Here is a 21,473-nt window from a genome sequence, read left to right as displayed (position 1 = left end):
TCACGCTGAGACGTCGGATGGTGCTTTTGCTTACCTGAAGCCAAAACACTCCTGTGCTGGCCAGAGTAAACATCGACCATCCGGCAATGTGAGTCATCCGGATGAAAGCTGTTCTTTTAGTTTAGCTAAGTGCAGCGGCTTTGGCGCGAATTGCACGAATCATCGCTTCCAGACCTTGTGAGCGAGACGGGGTGAGATGTTGGGTGAGCGCCATTTTTTCAAACCACGGACGCACGTCAAAATTAATAATATCCTGCGGCGTCATCTGGTCGTAGAGAATAAAGACGACCGCGATAAGCCCTTTCACAATGGCGGCATCGCTGTCGCCCTGTAATTCAATAATTCCCTGCGCATTCTGACGCATCACAATCCACACCTGACTCTGGCAGCCCTGAATGCTATTTTGCGGGCTTCTGTCTTCGTCACGTAATTCAGGCAGACGCTGGCCCAGCTCAATAATGTAGAGGTATTTTTCTTCCCAGTTGGTGCAACGTAAAAAATTACGCAGCAATTTTTCTTTATCTGGCAACACAGCCATAGAGCCTCCCTGTTATCCCAGCAGACGGTGAATACGTTGTAATCCTGTTACCAGACGATCCACTTCTTCATGGGTGTTATACATAGCCAACGATGCCCGACACATAGCGGGTACGTTGTAATACGCCATTAATGGCATCGCGCAGTGATGACCGGTACGCACAGCAATGCCATAGTTATCAAGAAAACTGCCGACGTCATAGGCATGATGTTTACCGAGATTAAAGGCAATAACGCCAAGTCTGTTCTGTGGGCCATAGAGAGTAAGATCCGGCACTGCTGCCAGTTGTGACAGCGCGTAATGCATCAGATTCTGTTCATACTCAGCAATGTGCTTAAGCCCCAGCGCCGAAACATATTCCAGCGCCGCGCCAAGTCCAATAATGCCGCCGGTATTGGGCGTACCTGCTTCAAACCGCCACGGCGCTTTGGCCCAGGTGGTGCCTTCGCTAAGACTAACGGTGGCGATCATTGATCCGCCCCCTTCCCACGGCGGCATCTCCTGCAACAAGGCTTCTTTAACATAAAGAATGCCAATCCCGGTGGGACCGTACAGTTTATGCCCGGAGAAAACGTAGAAATCGCAATCCAGCGCCTGCATATCCACCGGATGATGCATCACTGCCTGAGCGCCATCCACCAGCACTTTTGCGCCATGCTGATGCGCAAGAGCAATCATTTCCGGTAGCGGATTTTCCGTCCCCAGCACATTAGACACGTGAGTAATCGCCAGCAGGCGGGTTTTCTCATCGAACAGATTAGGCAGCGTCTCCAGTTGCAGCGTACCATCGGGGTTGAGGGGGATCACCCGCAACTCTGCACCAACGCGCGCACAAAGCATTTGCCAGGGAACGATGTTAGCGTGGTGCTCCATCTGACTGATAATGATGTTATCGCCCGCCCGCACGTTGCTGTTGCCCCAGCTATTGGCCACCAGATTGATGCCTTCCGTTGTACCGCGAACGAACACCAGTTCTTCCGCCGAGCGGGCATTGATAAACAGCGACGCCCGCTTGCGTACGTTCTCCATTTTCTCGGTCGCCTGGGCGCTCAACGTATGAATACCGCGATGCACCGCCGCATAGCCGTGACGATAGAACCCGGCTTCAGCGTCAATCACCTGGCTCGGTTTCTGCGCGCTGGCGGCGCTGTCGAGATAAGCCAGCGGCAGACCGTTCACCTCACGCGAAAGCACCGGAAAGTCAGCCCGCACTTTGTCGACGGAAAAAGTCATCTTGCACCTCCCGGCAGCCGTTGACCGATACGGGCCAGCACCTGCTGTTTAAGCCCCTCATCACGCAATGCTTCTGTCAGTTCAGCAGCAAAGGCGTAGATAATCATCTGCAGGGCATCCTGCTGATTGATCCCGCGCGAACGCAGATAGAACATCTGTTCGTCATTGATGCGCCCGACCGTTGCGCCGTGGCTACATTTCACATCATCAGCATAGATTTCCAGTTGCGGTTTGGTATCCACTTCCGCCAGCTTGCCCATCAACAGATTATTGTTGGTCATCTGGCCGTCAGTTTTAATGGCGTGCTGCGCGACGTTAATCAAACCATTAAATACCGCGCGCCCTTTGTCGCTGACGATGGTTTTGTGCAACTGACGGCTGTTACAAAACCCTTTATTATGTTCAAGCCAGGTGCGGGTATCACATACCTCGTTTTTCACCGGCATCGCCAGGCTATTAATACGTAACGTGCTGTTTTCGCCATTGAGTTGCGTACTGGTGTTATGGCGTAAAACAGCGCCACCAAGCAGGAAACTGTGGCTAAATGCGGTGGCATCGCCCGCCAGCAGCAAATCGTTATGTGCAAAGTGGTGGCTTACAGGATTTTCAAACGCGAGCTTGATATGCTGCAAGTGGGCGTTCGCGGCAACGTTGATAGTGAACCGCGCTCCGGTAAAATGACGAGCGTCATTCAGGCTGACAAAATGTTCAATCACCGTGGCTTCGGCACCTTCCGCCAGATCCAGATGATGCCGATAGTGGGCGGTGTTCACTTCTTCACCTGCCACGCCCTGGGTAATATGCATTAACAGCAATGGCTTCGCGGGCCGTTGACCGCGCTTCACGGCAATATGTGTCACGCTTTGTGCCAGGCTTTCCGTCAGATGCAGAAACACTTCCGGCTGTATGGCATCAGGCAGTCCCTGACGTTCGTCGTTAATACTCACCTCATAGCCGCTGCCTTCGGTCGTATCGCTAAGTGATGGCACGTAGCGTCCATCGACAAACACCAGCCGCACGGCGTCTAAAGTGAGTGCTAAAGCATCTCGCTGTTGCGGGGATATCTCACCCGCAATGCTGACAAACTGGCTATTGGTCAGTCCTTCCAGTGGCGTATATTTCCAGTGCTCATGTTTACGTGTCGGCAGTCCGGTACGCAGCAGTTGTTGTAAATGCTGCTGTGCTTGCGGGGAGCGTTTCGCCCCTCCGACCTCAAACAAGTGATGCCACTGTTGCAGCATGTTACTGCTGTTCGCTAAGCCAGCCATAACCCTGCTCCTCCAGTTGTTTGACCAACGTGAAATCACCGGATTTCACAATTCGCCCCTGATACAAAACATGGACATAATCAGGTTTGATGTAATCAAGAATGCGCTGGTAATGCGTAACGATGATGAACGAGCGTTTGCCATCACGCAGCGAGTTCACACCATCAGCAACCACTTTTAATGCGTCAATATCCAGCCCGGAGTCCGACTCATCAAGAATACACAGTTCCGGCTCCAGCACGGCCATTTGCAAAATATCGTTGCGCTTTTTCTCGCCCCCGGAAAACCCAACGTTAACCGAACGGGTTAATAAATCTTCCGGCATTTTCAGCAGGGCGATTTTCTCTTCCATCAAATCCTGAAAATCGAAGCGGTCGAGTATTTCCTGGCCGCGATAGCTGCGCACCGCATTGAGCGCCGTTTGCAGGAAAAACTGGTTACTGACGCCAGGGATTTCCACCGGATACTGGAAGGCCATAAAGATACCTTCACCTGCACGATCTTCCGGTGACAACTCAAGCAAATCTTTGCCTTTAAACTCAACCGTCCCCCCCGTCACTTCATAATCTTCGCGCCCGGCAAGCGTTGCCGATAAGGTACTTTTCCCCGAACCGTTTGGCCCCATAATGGCGTGAACTTCACCTGGACGAACGTCGAGGCTTAATCCGCGCAGGATAGCTTTATCTTCCACGCTGACGTGTAAATCTTTAATACTTAACATATTTATTCCTTATCCGACGCTATGTTCAAGACTGATGGCGAGGAGTTTTTGTGCTTCAACGGCAAATTCCAGCGGCAGTTCAGAGAACACATCTTTGCAGAAACCGTTAACAATCATCGAGATGGCGTCCTCTTCACTGATCCCGCGTTGCAGGCAATAAAACAACTGATCTTCGCCAATGCGCGACGTAGTCGCCTCGTGCTCCAGTTGCGCGCTGTTATTGCGACACTCGACATACGGGAAAGTATGCGCCCCGCAGTTAGCGCCAATCAGCATTGAGTCGCACTGAGTGAAATTGCGCGCATTGGTTGCCGTTGGCATGATTTTCACCAGGCCGCGATAACTGTTCTGGCTGTGCCCTGCGGAGATCCCTTTCGAGATAATGGTCGATTTGGTGTTCTTACCGATGTGGATCATCTTGGTGCCGGTATCAGCCTGCTGATGGCCACTGGTCAGCGCCACCGAGTAGAACTCACCGATTGAGTTATCGCCGCGCAGAATGCAGCTTGGGTATTTCCAGGTAATCGCTGAACCGGTTTCCGATTGCGTCCACGACATTTTACTGTTTTCTCCTTCACACAAGGCGCGCTTGGTGACGAAGTTGAGAATACCGCCAGTATTGTTATCGCCTGGGAACCAGTTTTGCACCGTGGAATATTTCACCTCGGCGTTTTTATGGATGATGACTTCCACCACCGCCGCGTGTAGCTGATAGCTATCTCGCACTGGTGCGGAGCAGCCTTCGATGTAGCTGACATAACTGTCTTCGTCGGCTATCAGAATAGTGCGCTCAAACTGCCCGGTTTTTTCCGCGTTAATACGGAAATAGGTCGAAAGTTCCATTGGGCAGCGCACACCTTTAGGTACATAAATAAACGTACCGTCGGAAGCTACTGCCGCATTGAGTGCGGCAAAGAAATTGTCATTACCTGGCACCACAGTGCCGAGATATTTCCTCACCAGTTCCGGGTGTTCATGAATCGCTTCGCCAAAGGAGCAGAAGATGATCCCTTGCTCTGCCAGTTTTTCACGGTAGGTGGTGGCAACCGAAACAGAATCGAAAATGGCATCCACCGCCACCTCTTTGCCTTCACGCACCGGTACGCCCAACTGCTCAAATGCCGCTTCCACCTCTTTACTTAAAAAAGCGTTCGCACCCGTTTGTTGCACGGCACCAGGTTCCGACGCACAAGTATCATCACAGTTACCGCACGATGGTGCCGAGTAATAGCTGTAATCCTGATAATTCAGCTTGTCATAGTGGCCTTTCAGCCAGTGCGGTTCTTCCATCTCCAGCCATGCGCGGTAGGCATTGAGCCGAAATTCCAGCATCCATTCTGGCTCATTACGCTTAGCCGAAATTGCGCGCACCACTTCTTCGTTTATGCCCTTAGCCAGCTCATCAGTGGCTAACTGGGTGAAGAATCCTTCTTTATAATTCAGTGGGCCGCCGGTCCAGGTTTTGACATCGTCAGTTGCTTCAGTATTACGAGACATAGTACCGCCTATACCCCAAAGCTTTCGCCACAGCCACATTCATTCTGGGCTTTCGGGTTGTGAAATTTGAATATCTGATTAAGTCCTTCGTGAACGAAATCGACTTCCGTGCCATCAATAAACGGCATCGCTTGCAGCGGGACGAACAACTTCGCGCCGTCGTGTTCAAACAGCAGATCGTCTTTGTCCGGCTCGCTGACGCTGTCGAGTACATAGCCAAAGCCCGCACAGCCCGTTTGTTTAACACCTAATCGCACGCCGACCATGCCCGACTGCTTCGCCACCAACTCACGGATGTGTGCTGCCGCTGCCGGTGTTAGCGTTAAGCCTTGCCAGGCGAAATCCTCTGGATTAAACGTTCCTGAATGCATGTCCATCGATTTACCTCACTTAAATCACTTACCGCGGATAACAGCATGTTAGTGATAATGATTATCAGTTCAACCCAGCAAACGCAGGGGCTTTCCCGTAAAACATGCTTTTTGCCTGCATTTAATAAGCATAGACCCTGATTTGTGGGTTAACAGGCACGCTAAGAATTAGGTATCTCATTGTTAGATAATGATTATTATAGAAATAGAGTTAAGGCGGTGATGGAAAAGGAAAAGTTGTATCGAAAATGACTATTTAAGGGATAGGTAAAAAAGTAGCGAGTTCAGAAATAAGAAAACCCTTAAGTCTGTTCGACACAGACTTAAGGGTTTCTACCCCATCCGGCGCTTATCTCCGGCACTCACAGTGGCTTAGCTCTTGAAGGGGCGATAAGAATAATCTCATAAGACCAGGCCACCGTTTTAACACAAACTGCGATTTGTATTCTTTTTAAGCGAGATAAAGCGGGTAAAATAAGCAGCATTAAGGAAGCCGTCGAGCCTGGACGGAGGTTAATCCAGGTCGATTTGGCGAGCTTTCGGCATTACACCACAATCAATGCACGCCCAGACGCCAGGCGAAGTAGATTTCTTCTTTTAATTCAGCAGAAGAGAGTGTGAGCAGGTCAGCGAATTCAAGTTCTAATTGTTTCAGTCGTTTGAGATATTGGGCAGGAGAAAGATTGCTCTGGTCACGGCGTAAAAATTCCATAGCCAGTTGGGTGGGATCAAGTTGAGTAGACATAGCATCCTCGTTTGTAGACAAGACCTGCACAGTATACCACCGTTTACTGCGCAGATAATAACCAAAAACAATATGCGTCACATTTTTCTGGTGACAACGTCACAAAATGGCGGTCGTCAATCGTGACGAGCAGCACAAACGCTCTTTCTCATCGAAGATTTCAATCTGCCAGACCTGGTGCCTTGAACCGAGATGCAGCGGTTTGCAAACGCCGCGAACCCGCCCTTCTCGCGCCGACCGGACATGGTTGGCATTGATTTCCAGACCAACGACTTTTTGCTCGCCTTCGGTACATAAATAACCGGCAACGGAACCGATACTCTCAGCCAGAACCACAGACGCCCCGCCATGCAGCAACCCAAAAGGCTGCTTCGTCCGCTGATCTACTGGCATTGTCGCTTCCAGCGTGTCATCACCAATATGTTCAAAGCGAATATCCAGTAACCCCACCATGTTTCCTTCACCCATGACATTCAGCGCCTCAAGGGTGATTTTACGTTTCCATATCATTTAATAATCTCCAGTAATGCCTGCACAGGATGGCGTACCCCCGTGCCTTCAACCCGTTTTACCTGGCTTCGGCAGGAATATCCGGTTGCCAGGCAGCGATTACGCGGCAGTCGCTGCATCGCCTGATGCCAGGATAACTCATAGATCCCGAGCGAATTTTTATGATTTTTCGCTTCATGTCCGTAAGTCCCCGCCATGCCGCAGCAACCCACACTGACATTTTCCAGCTTCGCGCCAAAACGGGCAAATATCGTGGCCCACTGCGCTGGCGCACCCGGCAAGGCGGTGACTTCGGTACAGTGGCCAAAGAAATACCACGGCTCGCCACTAACCGCTGCCACCGGCTGTGGCTGAAGTGCGTTTGCCAGCCATTCATTTGCCAGTAAGACCTGAAAATCACCGCGCTCCTCGCCCAGCGTCAGCTTATATTCGTCGCGATAACAAAGCACCAGAGCTGGATCGACGCCCACCATTGGCATTCCCAGCTTCGCCATGCGGTTGAGGAAATCCGCCGTCTTTTTCGCTGTCTTTGCAAAACGATTGAGAAAGCCTTTGATATGCTGCGCTTTACCATTTGGTGAGAACGGCAGTAACACGGGCTGGAAACCTAATTTCTCGACCAGACGGACAAAATCCGCTACCACCTGTGCATCGTAATAACTGGTGAAAGGGTCTTGCACCACCAGCACCGTGCGTGCTTTCTGCTCAGCATTAAGCACTTCAAGCTGTTCCAGCGTCATGTTTGCCGAGCGATGCCCCACCATTTGTTGTTGCAACGACGGCACCGAAAGCAGCGGCAAGTCGACCATGCCGATATGTTTTTTCGACAGTTTGCGCACCAGCGGTTGGTTAATGAAGAAGTTAAACGTCTTCGGCGCTCGCGCCATCAGCGGCGCATAACTCTCGACCGTCGCCACCAGATGGTCACGCAGCGGGCGTAAATAACGGGTGTGATAAAGTTGCAGGAAACGAGAGCGGAACTCCGGCACATCAATTTTGATAGGGCACTGGGTTGAACAGGCTTTACAGGCCAGGCAGCCAGACATCGCCTCTTTGACTTCGTGGGAGAAGTCATACTCACCTTTATTGGCATGCCAGCTATTACGAGTGCGGGCAATCAACGTGCGCAAACTGGCTCGCGTTTCAGGCAGTTCTTGTTCCAGTTTTAATGGGTCAACACCACGGTCAGCCAGCAAACGCAACCATTCGCGCACCAGCGTCGCGCGCCCTTTCGGTGAATGGATACGATTCTGGGTTATCTTCATCGACGGGCACATTGGGCTACGAGCATCAAAGTTGAAGCATAAACCGTTGCCGTTACATTCCATTGCCCCGCGCCACTGCTGACGAACTGCGATAGGGATCTGCCGGTCAAACGTACCGCGTTTCACCGCGTCCACTTTCATCATCGGCGCGTCGATACCTTCTGGCGGACAAATTTTCCCCGGATTAAGCCGATTATGCGGATCAAACGCCGCTTTAACTTTGCGCAGTTCAGCGAAAAGTTCCTCACCGAAAAACGCCGGGCTGTATTCGGCACGAAAACCTTTACCGTGCTCCCCCCACAACAAACCACCGTATTTCGCGGTAAGCGCCACCACGTCATCAGAGATTTGTTTCATCAAAATCTCTTGTTGCGGATCGCACATATCCAGCGCCGGACGGACGTGCAAGACCCCCGCATCGACGTGGCCAAACATGCCATAGCTTAAACCGTGACTGTCGAGCAGTGCGCGAAATTCAGCAATATAATCCGCCAGATGTTCCGGCGGTACGCAGGTATCTTCGGCAAATGGGATCGGTTTGGCTGCCCCTTTAGCATTGCCAAGCAGGCCAACAGCTTTTTTACGCATCGCATAAATGCGCTCGACTCCAGCCAGCTCACGACACACCTGCCAGCCGATCACGCCCGCTTGCTGGCTGGCGATCAGCTCATCCAGCCGCGCACAGAGTGCGTCTACCCGCTCGTCGATCAACGCCTCATCGTCCCCGGCAAATTCAACAATGTTCAGCCCGAGCATCTCTTTGTCGGGCACATCGGTAATCAGTTCGCTAACGGAATGCCAGACGATATCTTCCCGCGCCAGATTCAGCACTTTAGAGTCCACCGTCTCTACTGAAAGCGCGCGCGCCTCAACCATAAACGGCGCATTACGCAGCGCGGAGTCAAAAGAGTCATATTTGACATTCACCAGACGGCGCACTTTAGGCAAACGAGTAATATCCAGTCGCGCTTCGGTAATAAAGGCCAGCGTCCCTTCTGAACCCGTCAGAATACGAGTCAGGTCGAACTCGGTCATCTCATCGTTAAAGACATGGCGCAGATCGTAACCGGTAAGAAAACGGTTAAGTTTGGGGAACTTGTCGATAATTAACTGCCGCTGCTGGCGGCAGCGTTGATAAACCGTTTTATAGATACGCCCGATAGCGGTGTTGGTTTTACCCAGCGTTTCAGCCAGTTCTACGGGTAAAGGTTGCGTATCGAGAATATCGCCCCCCAACAACACCGCCCGCACGCCCAGCACGTGATCTGACGTTTTGCCATAGACCAGCGATCCCTGACCGGAAGCATCGGTATTAATCATCCCGCCAAGCGTTGCCCGGTTGCTGGTCGAAAGTTCCGGTGCAAAGAAATATCCGAACGGTTTCAGATACTGGTTAAGTTGATCTTTAATCACCCCAGCTTCAACGCGCACCCAGCCCTCTTCAGGATTAATTTCGATGATGCGGTTCATATGGCGAGACATATCAACAATAATCCCCTGGTTGAGCGCCTGACCGTTAGTGCCGGTGCCACCACCGCGTGGGGTGAAGATCAGCGATGAATAGCGTTCCTGCGCAGCCAGACGGGCGATTAACGCCACATCTGCGGTTGAACGTGGAAATACCACCGCATCGGGGAGAAGTTGGTAAATGCTGTTGTCGGTCGACATTGTCAGACGATCGGCATAACTTGTCGCCGTATCGCCAGTAAAACCCTGTTGCTCCAGCTCTTGCAAAAAATTAAGCACCAGTTGAACGACGCCGGGTGCCTGGGAAATCTGTGGAATCATTATATTGACCCTTTCCTGCGGTCTGTGATGAGAGATTAATCGTTTGCGTGTTATGTCACTTGTTGTACCACATTTTTTTCTTACACGCCCATCAGAATTAAGGGCAGAATCGGCCTGTTAAAAACCGCTGAAATTGCTCATCATTATGCAGGTGAGTTTCACGTGTTCACGTCGCGTCGACGATTTGACGCACAAAAAAGGTGAAAAGTAGTTATGGTAAATGTTCGTCAGCCCAGGGATGTCGCACAAATTCTGCTTTCGGTGCTGTTTTTAGCCATCATGATTGTGGCATGTCTGTGGATTGTTCAACCCTTTATTCTCGGCTTTGCATGGGCCGGTACGGTGGTTATCGCCACCTGGCCGGTATTGTTACGTTTGCAAAAAATCATGTTTGGCCGCCGCTCTCTCGCCGTTCTGGTAATGACGCTGTTGTTGGTGATGGTGTTTATCATCCCTATTGCCTTACTGGTTAACAGTATTGTCGATGGCAGCGGTCCGGTAATTAAAGCCATTTCCAGCGGTGACATGGCGTTACCCGATTTAGCGTGGCTTAATACCATTCCGGTGATTGGCGCGAAGCTGTATGCAGGCTGGCACAATTTGCTGGATATGGGGGGGACGGCGATCATGGCGAAAGTCCGTCCTTATATTGGCACCACCACCACCTGGTTCGTCGGACAAGCGGCACATATTGGTCGCTTTATGGTGCATTGTGCGCTGATGCTGTTATTCAGCGCCCTGTTGTACTGGCGCGGTGAACAGGTAGCGCAAGGTATTCGCCATTTTGCGACTCGTCTGGCAGGCGCTCGCGGTGATGCCGCTGTACTGCTGGCGGCGCAGGCTATCCGCGCAGTAGCGCTGGGCGTTGTGGTGACTGCGTTAGTACAAGCCGTTCTTGGTGGGATCGGTCTGGCCGTTTCCGGCGTTCCTTACGCCACGCTGCTGACGGTATTAATGATCCTCTCCTGCCTTGTCCAGCTTGGTCCGTTGCCGGTGTTGATTCCGGCGATCATCTGGCTTTACTGGACCGGCGATACCACCTGGGGCACGGTATTGTTAGTGTGGAGTGGCGTGGTCGGCACACTGGATAACGTTATTCGCCCGATGTTAATTCGCATGGGAGCAGATTTACCGCTCATCCTCATCCTCTCCGGGGTCATCGGTGGTTTGATTGCCTTCGGTATGATCGGCTTGTTTATTGGTCCGGTACTTCTGGCTGTTTCCTGGCGTCTGTTTGCCGCGTGGGTGGAAGAAGTCCCGCCGCCGACTGACCAGCCGGAGGAAATTATCGAAGAACTGGGCGAAATTGAAAAAACGAATAAGTAAATCTCTCATCAGGCGGCTTTGCCGCCTGATTGTTAATCAGGGCTAATTAATATTTCCTTTTTTTCATTCACCCTCTTGCTTACTGCCATTCAGCAACGCTTACCTGTCGCAAATCCTTTACAGTTTTTAAACTAATGAGACGAATCTGATCGACGCAAAAAGTCCGTATGCCTACTATTAGCTCACGGTTATAAATCAACATATTGATTTATAAGCATGGAATCCCCTGAGTGAAAAACGAATTGCTGTGTGTAGTCTTTGCCCATCTCCCATGATGGGCTTTTTTTTAACACTTTTTCGCCCCAACAACTCGCCTCTCGATATCTCCAGGAATATTGCACAAGATACTGTGATTCTCTTCAAGCCGTTAGCTGGCTGATAGTGTTATTTATATTTTATCCTTTTATTCATGCAGCCATTACACAATGAACGCTTATGAACTCCAGGCACTACGCCATATTTTTGCCATGACTATTGATGAATGCGCGACCTGGATTGCCCTGACGGGTGACAGTGAAAGCTGGAAACAGTGGGAAGACGGCAAACGTGCCATTCCTGATCGCGTTGTTGAACAACTGCTGGCTATGCGTCAGCAAAGAAAAAAACATCTTCACGCTATCATAAAGAAAATAAATAACCGCATCGGCAATAATACCATGCGTTCCTTCCCTGACTTAACTGCGTTTCAACGTGTCTACCCTGATGGCAATTTTATTGACTGGAAGATTTATCAATCGGTAGCCGCTGAATTATATGCGCACGATCTGGAACGCCTGTGTTGATATTTTAACGGGATACGACGGACGTCATGACAAAAATAATAAACGGATGCTGACATAACAACAGCAACTTTTAAGCAATATTGCTAAGTAGATCTTATGAAAAATCCCTATCTCCCTACCGCACTGGGACTGTATTTCAATTACCTGGTGCATGGTATGGGCGTCATTTTGATGAGCCTGAATATGGCCTCGCTTGAGACGCTTTGGCAGACTAATGCCGCGGGCGTCTCGATAGTTATCTCATCGCTGGGCATTGGTCGATTAAGTGTCTTGCTTTTTGCAGGATTATTATCCGATCGCTTTGGTCGCCGCCCTTTTATTATTCTGGGTATGTGCTGCTATATGACCTTCTTTTTTGGCATCCTGCACACCAATAACATCATTATTGCTTATGTTTTTGGTTTCCTGGCGGGCATGGCGAACAGTTTTCTCGATGCTGGTACCTATCCCAGTTTGATGGAAGCCTTTCCTCATTCACCGGGTACAGCCAATATTTTAATTAAAGCCTTTGTCTCCAGCGGGCAATTTTTATTGCCGCTAATTATCAGCCTGTTAGTGTGGGCTGAAATGTGGTTCGGTTGGTCTTTTATGATTGCCGCAGCAATTATGATCGTTAACGGTCTGTTTTTATATCGCTGTACCTTTCCACCACATCCGGGCCGTCGCTTGCCTGTGGTAAAGAAAGCGACCACTTCTGCGGGGCATCGCTGCTCAATTATTGATTTAGCCAGTTACACCCTCTATGGCTATATTTCAATGGCAACCTTTTATCTGGTTAGCCAGTGGCTGGCACAATACGGGCAATTTGTCGCTGGCATGTCATACACCATGTCGATCAAATTACTCAGTATCTATACCGTGGGTTCGCTGCTGTGTGTATTTATTACTGCTCCACTCATTCGTAAAACCGTTCACTCAACAACATTGTTGATGCTGTACACTTTTATCTCATTTATCGCCCTGCTTACCGTCTGCCTGCATCCCACATTTTATGTGGTGATAATATTTGCTTTCGTCATCGGTTTTACCTCCGCAGGTGGTGTTGTACAAATTGGCCTGACGTTAATGGCGGAACGTTTTCCCCATGCCAAAGGCAAAGCTACGGGGATCTATTACAGTGCGGGCAGTATTGCGACCTTTACTATCCCGTTGATTACTGCCCATCTTTCGCAAAGAAGTATTGCCGATATTATGTGGTTCGATACCGCCATCGCTGCTATCGGCTTTTTACTGGTGCTGTTTATTGGCGTACGCAGTCGAAAAGAAGCACAACATCCATCATTAAAGGAGAATGTTTCTATAGGCGGGTAATGCAATATTCTTTTCAGGTCATGCAAGATTTTACGGATAAATTACTCTTTCTGCGCTAATTAAGGAAAATCGCGATCAAAAACAAACTATCACATGCAATATTCCTGGAAACATAAACTTTATGCCATGTACCCAGAGAAAATTATCTTCAGTATAGTGATTATGAAAACCGTCGAAATACAACACGGACGGTAACAAAATTATCTTTCAGCAAGGAGCTGTGAAAATGTCTCAAAATAAGGCTTTCAGCACGCCATTTATCCTGGCTGTTCTTTGTATTTACTTCAGTTATTTCCTACATGGTATTAGTGTTATTACACTTGCACAAAACATGTCATCTCTGGCAGAAAAATTTTCTACCGATAACGCCGGTATCGCCTATTTAATTTCCGGTATCGGTCTGGGTCGTCTGATCAGCATTTTATTCTTCGGTGTAATCTCCGATAAATTTGGTCGGCGAGCAGTAATATTCATGGCCGTCGCCATGTATATGCTGTTTTTCTTTGGTATTCCGGCCTGCCCAAGTTTAGCTCTCGCTTACGGTCTGGCAGTGTGCGTTGGTATCGCCAACTCGGCCCTGGATACCGGTGGATATCCGGCGTTGATGGAATGCTTCCCGAAAGCCTCGGGTTCAGCCGTAATATTGGTTAAGGCGATGATATCGTTCGGACAAATGCTCTATCCGATGCTGGTGAGTTATATGCTGTTGAATAACATCTGGTACGGTTATGGGCTGATTATTCCAGGCATCGTGTTTGTGCTGATCATGCTGATGCTATTGAAAAGTAAATTCCCAGGTCAGTTGGTGGATGCCAGCGTAGCTGGTGAACTACCGCAAATGAACAGCAAGCCGTTAGTCTGGCTGGAAGGTGTTTCATCAGTACTGTTCGGTGTTGCCGCGTTCTCGACCTTTTATGTAATTGTCGTGTGGATGCCCAAATATGCGATGGCATTTGCCGGTATGTCGGAATCCGAGGCATTAAAAACTATCTCTTATTACAGTATGGGTTCGCTGGTCTGTGTCTTTATTTTTGCCGCACTATTGAAAAAAATGGTACGTCCCATCTGGGCTAACGTGTTTAACTCAGCACTGGCAACGGTAACCGCTGCTATCATTTATCTGTACCCTTCTCCACTGGTGTGTAATGCAGGGGCTTTTGTTATCGGCTTTTCTGCTGCTGGCGGTATTTTACAGCTTGGCGTTTCAGTCATGTCAGAGTTCTTCCCGAAAAGCAAAGCCAAAGTCACCAGTATTTATATGATGATGGGTGGTCTGGCCAATTTTGTTATTCCGCTGATTACCGGTTATCTGTCGAATATAGGTCTGCAATACATCATCGTTCTCGATTTTACTTTCGCGCTGCTGGCCCTGATTACCGCAATTATTGTTTTCATCCGCTATTACCGCGTTTTCATTATTCCTGAAAATGATGTCCGGTTTGGCGAACGCAATCTTAGCACCCCGGTTAGACACAATTAAGCAAAGAAATTAGAGGAGTTAATTATGGATGTTACCGCTAAATACGAATTGATTGGCCTGATGGCCTATCCTATCCGCCACAGTTTATCGCCTGAAATGCAAAACAAAGCCTTAGAAAAAGCGGGATTACCATTTACCTATATGGCCTTTGAAGTGGATAACGATAGCTTTGCCGGTGCAATTGAAGGATTAAAAGCCTTAAAAATGCGCGGAACCGGTGTTTCGATGCCAAACAAACAACTGGCGTGTGAATATGTTGATGAATTAACACCTGCGGCAAAACTGGTTGGCGCTATCAATACCATCGTTAATGATGATGGCTATCTGCGTGGCTATAACACCGACGGCACGGGCCATATTCGCGCCATTAAAGAGAGCGGTTTTGATATCAAAGGCAAAACGATGGTGCTGCTAGGTGCCGGTGGTGCATCAACGGCAATTGGCGCGCAGGGCGCGATTGAAGGTTTAAAAGAGATTAAAATCTTCAACCGTCGGGATGAATTCTTCGATAAAGCCCTCGCCTTCGCGCAACGAGTCAACGAAAACACCGATTGTGTCGTCACCGTTACCGATCTCGCCGATCAGCAAGCCTTTGCTGAAGCCTTGTCTTCCGCCGACATTTTAACCAACGGCACAAAAGTGGGTATGAAGCCTCTTGAAAATGAATCATTAGTTAACGATATCAGTTTGTTACATCCAGGACTGCTGGTCACTGAATGCGTGTATAACCCGCATATGACGAAGTTATTGCAGCAGGCGCAACAAGCAGGTTGCAAAACGATTGATGGATACGGCATGTTGTTGTGGCAAGGGGCTGAACAGTTCACGTTATGGACTGGCAAAGATTTCCCTCTGGAATACGTTAAACAGGTCATGGGGTTCGGCGCCTGACAGGCTGACCGCGTGCAGAAAGGGTAAAAAATGAAAACCGTAACTGTAAAAGATCTCGTCATTGGTACGGGCGCACCAAAAATCATCGTCTCGCTGATGGCGAAAGATATCGCCAGCGTGAAATCTGAAGCTCTCGCCTATCGTGAAGCGGACTTTGATATTCTGGAATGGCGTGTGGACCACTTTGCCGACCTCTCCAGCGTGGAGTCTGTCATGGCAGCGGCAAAAATCCTCCGTGAGATCATGCCAGAAAAACCATTGCTGTTTACCTTCCGTAGCGCTAAAGAAGGCGGCGAGCAGGCGATTTCCACTGAGGCTTATATTGCACTCAATCGCGCAGCCATCGACAGCGGTCTGGTCGATATGATCGATCTGGAGTTATTTACCGGCGATGATCAGGTTAAAGAAACCGTCGCCTATGCACATGCGCATGATGTGAAGGTTGTCATGTCCAACCATGACTTCCATAAAACGCCGGAAGCCGAAGAGATTATTGCCCGTTTACGTAAAATGCAGTCCTTCGACGCCGATATTCCTAAAATTGCGTTGATGCCGCAAAGCACCAGCGATGTCCTGACGTTGCTCGCCGCTACCCTGGAGATGCAGGAGCAGTATGCCGATCGACCAATCATCACGATGTCGATGGCAAAAACTGGCGTAATTTCCCGTCTGGCTGGTGAAGTATTTGGTTCGGCCGCAACGTTTGGCGCAGTAAAAAAAGCCTCTGCGCCTGGGCAAATATCGGTGAATGATTTGCGCACAGTATTAACTATTTTGCACCAGGCGTAATAAATAACGTACCGGCGGGAGTAATCTTCCCCGCCGTATTAAAAAATTTTTTTAAAGAGTATTTGATAAAAATATTCTGTGGGTATCTGTGCGCTATTTTTAATTCTTGCGCAGAGAAATCCACACCTGAATCAGGAAAAAATAATGAAACCTGTAAAACCACCTCGTATTAATGGACGCGTGCCGGTCCTGTCGGCACAGGAAGCGGTAAGTTATATTCCCGACGAAGCAACACTTTGTGTATTAGGTGCAGGTGGCGGTATTCTGGAAGCCACCACATTAATTACCGCTCTTGCTGACAAATATAAACAAACCCAGACACCGCGTAATTTATCGATTATTAGCCCTACAGGGCTTGGCGATCGCGCCGATCGTGGTATTAGTCCGCTGGCGCAAGAAGGTCTGGTGAAATGGGCATTATGCGGCCATTGGGGACAATCACCGCGTATTTCTGAACTCGCAGAACAAAATAAAATTGTTGCCTATAACTATCCACAAGGTGTGCTCACTCAAACATTGCGCGCCGCTGCTGCCCACCAGCCAGGAATTATTAGCGATATTGGTATCGGAACGTTTGTCGACCCTCGCCAACAAGGCGGCAAACTGAATGAAGTGACTAAAGAAGATCTGATTAAACTGGTCGAGTTTGATAGTAAAGAATATCTCTATTACAAAGCGATCGCGCCAGATATTGCCTTTATTCGCGCCACCACCTGCGACAGCGAAGGCTACGCTACCTTTGAAGATGAAGTGATGTATCTCGACGCATTGGTTATTGCCCAGGCGGTGCACAATAACGGTGGTGTCGTGATGATGCAGGTGCAGAAGATGGTTAAGAAAGCCACGCTGCATCCTAAAGCTGTCCGTATTCCAGGTTATCTTATCGATATTGTGGTGGTCGATCCGGACCAAACCCAACTGTATGGCGGTGCGCCAGTTAATCGTTTTATTTCTGGTGACTTCACACTGGATGACAGTACCCAACTTAGCTTGCCTCTTAATCAGCGTAAATTAGTCGCGCGACGCGCATTGTTTGAAATGCGCAAAGGTGCTGTGGGGAATGTTGGTGTCGGTATTGCCGACGGTATTGGCCTGGTCGCCCGGGAAGAAGGTTGTGCTGATGACTTTATTCTGACGGTGGAAACAGGCCCAATTGGCGGTATTACTTCGCAAGGTATCGCCTTTGGCGCGAACGTGAATACCCGCGCCATTCTGGATATGACTTCCCAGTTCGATTTTTATCACGGCGGTGGTCTGGATGTCTGTTATTTGAGTTTTGCCGAAGTCGACCAGCACGGTAACGTCGGTGTGCATAAATTCAATGGCAAAATCATGGGTACCGGTGGATTTATTGATATCAGTGCCACCTCGAAGAAAATCATTTTCTGCGGCACGTTAACTGCGGGCAGTTTAAAAACAGAAATTGCCGATGGTAAATTAAATATCGTCCAGGAAGGACGGGTAAATAAATTTATCCGTGAACTACCGGAAATTACTTTTAGCGGAAAAATCGCGCTCGAACGGGGACTGGATGTTCGTTACATCACCGAACGTGCTGTATTCACCCTGAAAGAAGACGGTCTGTATTTAATCGAAATCGCCCCTGGCGTCGATTTGCAAAAAGATATTCTCGACAAAATGGATTTCACCCCAGTTATTTCGCCAGAACTAAAACTGATGGACGAAAGATTATTTATCGATGCGGCGATGGGTTTTGTCCTGCCTGAAGCGGCTCATTAACAGGAGTATCACGATGGATTTTTCTTTAACTGAAGAACAAGAACTGCTGCTGGCCAGTATTCGCGAACTGATTACGACTAACTTTCCGGAAGAGTATTTCCGCACCTGCGATCAAAACGGGACATATCCGCGTGAGTTTATGCGGGCGCTGGCGGATAACGGTATTTCCATGCTTGGCGTGCCGGAAGAATTTGGTGGTATCCCTGCGGATTACGTCACCCAGATGCTGGCGCTGATGGAAGTGTCAAAATGCGGTGCTCCGGCGTTTTTGATTACCAACGGTCAGTGTATTCACAGCATGCGCCGTTTCGGTTCTGAGGAGCAGCTACGTAAAACGGCAGAAAGCACGCTGGAAACCGGCGACCCCGCCTATGCCCTGGCGTTGACGGAACCCGGTGCTGGCTCAGATAACAACAGCGCCACCACCACTTACACGCGTAAAAATGGCAAGGTTTACATCAACGGACAGAAAACCTTTATTACCGGTGCGAAAGAGTACCCGTATATGCTGGTGTTGGCGCGCGATCCAGAACCGAAAGATCCGAAAAAAGCCTTCACCCTGTGGTGGGTTGAGTCCAGTAAGCCCGGCATTAAGATCAATCCGCTGCATAAAATCGGCTGGCATATGCTTAGCACCTGCGAAGTTTATCTCGACAACGTGGAAGTTGAAGAGAGCGACATGGTAGGCGAAGAAGGAATGGGTTTCCTCAATGTGATGTACAACTTTGAGATGGAGCGCCTGATCAACGCCGCGCGCAGCACCGGCTTTGCCGAATGCGCATTCGAAGATGCCGCCCGCTATGCCAACCAGCGTATCGCTTTTGGTAAGCCAATTGGTCATAACCAGATGATCCAGGAAAAACTGGCACTAATGGCGATTAAGATCGACAACATGCGCAATATGGTGCTGAAAGTGGCGTGGCAAGCTGATCAGCATCAGTCACTGCGCACCAGCGCGGCGCTGGCAAAACTGTACTGCGCGCGTACTGCGATGGAAGTCATTGACGATGCGATTCAAATCATGGGCGGTCTGGGCTACACCGATGAGGCGCGCGTCTCCCGCTTCTGGCGTGATGTCCGCTGTGAACGAATTGGCGGTGGTACTGACGAGATTATGATTTACGTTGCAGGTCGGCAGATCCTGAAAGATTACCAGAATAAATAATCTTCAGGCGGCGCAGCTTCAGATAAAAACTGCGCCGCCACATTTACCCGGCAAAACTTACAGGTGCAGAAAATTCAGACAAGATTTCTTGTTCCGCAAAACAGTTTTTAAATTGCCTGCGATAATCGCCTGGCGAACAGCCGACATGGCGCAAAAACAATTTGGCAAAGTGGTCGACATTTTCATAACCCACGCGCCATGAGATTTCTGCCTGCGACAAATCGGTATTGGTCAGCAGCCATTTTGCTTCGGTCATACGCCGTTGAATCACATAGTTGATGGGAGAAATACGATACTCTTTAGTAAATTCATGGCAAATATAACTGACGCTGGCACGAAATTTTTTCGATAACTGTTCTAAAGTGATTTTTTCGCGGTAATTATTATTAAGATAAAAGAGAATATCTTTTATCAGGACATCTTTTTTAATATACCCCTGCTCCGAACGATAAGCATTTTTAAAGTTTTCGTAATAGAGAATCGCTAACGTATAGGAAAATGCATCCCACACTGAAGATGTGTTGCCATTTTTACTTTGCGGTAAAATCACACTTAATTCATTAAAAAGCGTTTTGATGACCTCTTTTCCCTGCCCTGCGGCAATTACCGGGCAAGAATGCGGTTGCAGTAACTGATTTTCTTCTGCGCCCTGAAACTGAAAACCGTATAGCGCACAGGTACAGGTCGTTGCCGGGTCGTTAGCATCTGAGGCCACCGCGTGCAGCCTGCCACGTTCTATCACTACAATGTCATCGGCATGTGCCACATATAACGAAGAATCAATGGTAAATCTTGCCACCCCTTTCTTAACATAGATCAGCTCGGTTTCATTATCATGAACGTGATGTCCCGACTCCCATTTAGGATCATCACTAAACGCAAAGCGCGAAAGTCGTGGTATTTTACCGGCGACAAACAGCGTTTCGCTGGCATTATCAAAACAGCGTTGATACATGACAACCTCTCTATTCCATAAGCAAGCAAAAGCAATATATGCAGGATAAAATACGGTGTGTACTGCACTTATACAACTGCGTTTAGCGAGAGCTAAACAAGATTATTTACACTGAATGCAAGATAGTACGTCCACGACGGCATAATATTGCCGCTTATTGTGCTTTTGTTTTAACGATCTCATTTTTTTTGCAAGATTGTTTGCAAGGAAAACAGATTGCTCCGTCGAAAACCCCTTCCTGCTATCGCACACTATTTTCAGGCAATTTTTACCTTCCATCGGAGATGGTTCCGTATGCGACCCACAGGAGAAATCATGAAAATAATAACCTGCTTTAAGCTGGTGCCTGAAGAACAGGACATTGTTGTCACTCCCGAGTACACCCTCAATTTCGACAATGCCGACGCCAAAATTAGCCAGTTCGATCTCAATGCCATTGAAGCCGCAAGCCAGCTTGCAATGGATGATGATGAGATAGCCGCGCTGACCGTTGGCGGCTCATTGTTGCAGAACTCAAAAGTGCGTAAAGACGTGTTATCCCGCGGACCGCACTGTCTGTATATGGTGCAGGATGCCCAGCTTGAGCATGCTCTCCCCCTTGATACGGCTAAGGCACTGGCCGCGGCGGCAGAAAAGATCGGCTTCGATTTACTGATCTTCGGTGAAGGTTCTGGCGATCTCTATGCCCAACAGGTTGGTTTACTGGTAGGGGAAATTCTGCAGCTTCCGGTAATTAACGCTGTCAGCGCCATTCAACGTCAGGGCGACAGCCTGATTATCGAACGCGCTCTGGAAGAGGAAGTTGAAGTCGTTGAGCTTTCACTGCCAGCAGTGCTGTGTGTCACGTCCGATATTAACGTGCCACGTATTCCTTCAATGAAAGCCATTCTCGGCGCGGGCAAAAAAACGGTACATCAGTGGCAGGCGAGTGATATCGGCTGGAGCCAGGCCACGCCGCTTGCTGAACTGATCGGCGTTCGCGTACCGCCGCAAACAGAACGCAAACACATCATTCTCGATAACGATTCGCCGGAAGCCATTGCCGAGCTGGTGGAACATCTGAAGAAAGCCCTGAACTAAAGCCAACGGAGAAGAAAC

General features: G+C 49.1%; 18 protein-coding genes, 1 other RNA gene and 1 pseudogene. 10 read left to right on the top strand and 10 right to left on the bottom strand.

Features of this window, described 5'->3' with window-relative positions; all coding sequences use genetic code 11:
- Positions 1–121 precede the first annotated feature (121 nt).
- The 9 genes from sufE to A31E_RS15635 form a co-directional block, all read right to left on the bottom strand.
- Positions 122–538 carry a cysteine desulfuration protein SufE gene (sufE, locus tag A31E_RS15595; RefSeq protein ID WP_001516323.1) on the bottom strand — a complete coding sequence of 139 codons (417 nt, stop codon included), beginning with the start codon at positions 536–538 and terminating at the stop codon, positions 122–124.
- 12 nt (positions 539–550) lie between these two features.
- A complete protein-coding gene (gene sufS / locus A31E_RS15600) occupies positions 551–1,771 on the bottom strand; it encodes a cysteine desulfurase SufS (protein WP_000144599.1) in 1,221 nt (406 codons plus the stop codon).
- Positions 1,768–3,039 (bottom strand): Fe-S cluster assembly protein SufD, encoded by a 1,272-nt coding sequence (gene sufD / locus A31E_RS15605; protein WP_000907679.1) that lies wholly within the window; start codon positions 3,037–3,039, stop codon positions 1,768–1,770. Before sufD ends, sufS begins: the two co-directional genes overlap by 4 nt.
- Positions 3,014–3,760, bottom strand: a complete 747-nt coding sequence (gene sufC, locus A31E_RS15610) for a Fe-S cluster assembly ATPase SufC (RefSeq protein ID WP_016248669.1) — start codon at positions 3,758–3,760, stop codon at positions 3,014–3,016. Before sufC ends, sufD begins: the two co-directional genes overlap by 26 nt.
- Positions 3,761–3,769: 9 nt before the next feature.
- Positions 3,770–5,257, bottom strand: coding sequence for a Fe-S cluster assembly protein SufB (sufB, locus tag A31E_RS15615; protein WP_001516322.1), 1,488 nt, complete (start codon positions 5,255–5,257; stop codon positions 3,770–3,772).
- Positions 5,258–5,265: 8 nt separating this feature from the next.
- Positions 5,266–5,634 carry a Fe-S cluster assembly scaffold SufA gene (sufA, locus tag A31E_RS15620; RefSeq protein ID WP_000367150.1) on the bottom strand — a complete coding sequence of 123 codons (369 nt, stop codon included), beginning with the start codon at positions 5,632–5,634 and terminating at the stop codon, positions 5,266–5,268.
- A 550-nt stretch (positions 5,635–6,184) separates the two neighbouring features.
- Positions 6,185–6,373: a YdiH family protein gene (locus A31E_RS15625; protein WP_001516321.1), complete on the bottom strand. Its 189-nt coding sequence runs from the start codon at positions 6,371–6,373 to the stop codon at positions 6,185–6,187.
- A gap of 99 nt (positions 6,374–6,472) precedes the next feature.
- Positions 6,473–6,883, bottom strand: a complete 411-nt coding sequence (menI, locus tag A31E_RS15630) for a 1,4-dihydroxy-2-naphthoyl-CoA hydrolase (protein WP_000637992.1) — start codon at positions 6,881–6,883, stop codon at positions 6,473–6,475.
- Positions 6,880–9,936 (bottom strand): D-2-hydroxyglutarate dehydrogenase YdiJ, encoded by a 3,057-nt coding sequence (locus A31E_RS15635; RefSeq protein ID WP_016248668.1) that lies wholly within the window; start codon positions 9,934–9,936, stop codon positions 6,880–6,882. Before A31E_RS15635 ends, menI begins: the two co-directional genes overlap by 4 nt.
- 213 nt (positions 9,937–10,149) lie before the next feature.
- Here A31E_RS15635 and ydiK point away from each other — a divergent pair, with 213 nt between their 5' ends.
- From ydiK to A31E_RS15675, 9 genes and pseudogenes are all read left to right on the top strand, one after another.
- Positions 10,150–11,262, top strand: a complete 1,113-nt coding sequence (gene ydiK, locus A31E_RS15640) for an AI-2E family transporter YdiK (protein ID WP_016248667.1) — start codon at positions 10,150–10,152, stop codon at positions 11,260–11,262.
- A 184-nt stretch (positions 11,263–11,446) separates the two neighbouring features.
- An RNA gene (rprA, locus tag A31E_RS24045) (antisense sRNA RprA) lies at positions 11,447–11,552 on the top strand.
- 135 nt (positions 11,553–11,687) lie between these two features.
- Positions 11,688–12,044 carry a YdiL family protein gene (locus A31E_RS15645; RefSeq protein WP_000995294.1) on the top strand — a complete coding sequence of 119 codons (357 nt, stop codon included), beginning with the start codon at positions 11,688–11,690 and terminating at the stop codon, positions 12,042–12,044.
- 96 nt (positions 12,045–12,140) lie between these two features.
- Positions 12,141–13,355 carry an MFS transporter gene (locus A31E_RS15650; RefSeq protein WP_016248666.1) on the top strand — a complete coding sequence of 405 codons (1,215 nt, stop codon included), beginning with the start codon at positions 12,141–12,143 and terminating at the stop codon, positions 13,353–13,355.
- A 226-nt stretch (positions 13,356–13,581) separates the two neighbouring features.
- Positions 13,582–14,848 (top strand): annotated as a pseudogene (locus A31E_RS15655) (MFS transporter).
- Between the two features lie 11 nt (positions 14,849–14,859).
- Positions 14,860–15,726 carry a quinate/shikimate dehydrogenase gene (ydiB, locus tag A31E_RS15660; RefSeq protein WP_000383450.1) on the top strand — a complete coding sequence of 289 codons (867 nt, stop codon included), beginning with the start codon at positions 14,860–14,862 and terminating at the stop codon, positions 15,724–15,726.
- A gap of 30 nt (positions 15,727–15,756) precedes the next feature.
- A complete protein-coding gene (gene aroD, locus A31E_RS15665; RefSeq protein ID WP_000860190.1) occupies positions 15,757–16,515 on the top strand; it encodes a type I 3-dehydroquinate dehydratase in 759 nt (252 codons plus the stop codon).
- 144 nt (positions 16,516–16,659) lie between these two features.
- The gene (locus tag A31E_RS15670; RefSeq protein ID WP_016248664.1) at positions 16,660–18,255 is read left to right on the top strand and encodes an acetyl-CoA--acetoacetyl-CoA transferase subunit alpha/beta; all 1,596 of its coding nucleotides are present in this window, start codon (positions 16,660–16,662) and stop codon (positions 18,253–18,255) included.
- A gap of 13 nt (positions 18,256–18,268) precedes the next feature.
- Entirely contained in the window at positions 18,269–19,420 is a 1,152-nt protein-coding gene (locus A31E_RS15675; protein WP_000347861.1) for an acyl-CoA dehydrogenase, read from the top strand.
- A gap of 43 nt (positions 19,421–19,463) precedes the next feature.
- On the opposite strand, the gene A31E_RS15680 is transcribed toward A31E_RS15675, so the two are convergent.
- Positions 19,464–20,375, bottom strand: coding sequence for an AraC family transcriptional regulator (locus A31E_RS15680; RefSeq protein WP_000284772.1), 912 nt, complete (start codon positions 20,373–20,375; stop codon positions 19,464–19,466).
- Positions 20,376–20,690: 315 nt separating this feature from the next.
- On the opposite strand from A31E_RS15680, the gene A31E_RS15685 reads away from it, so the two are divergent.
- Positions 20,691–21,455 carry an electron transfer flavoprotein gene (locus A31E_RS15685; protein ID WP_000692120.1) on the top strand — a complete coding sequence of 255 codons (765 nt, stop codon included), beginning with the start codon at positions 20,691–20,693 and terminating at the stop codon, positions 21,453–21,455.
- The last annotated feature ends 18 nt before the right edge of the window (positions 21,456–21,473 follow it).

The sequence above is a fragment of the Escherichia sp. KTE159 genome (assembly GCF_000408805.1).
Lineage (GTDB): Bacteria > Pseudomonadota > Gammaproteobacteria > Enterobacterales > Enterobacteriaceae > Escherichia > Escherichia marmotae.
Note: the sequence above shows the minus strand (reverse complement) of the source record. Positions and strands in the feature narration are given on the sequence as shown.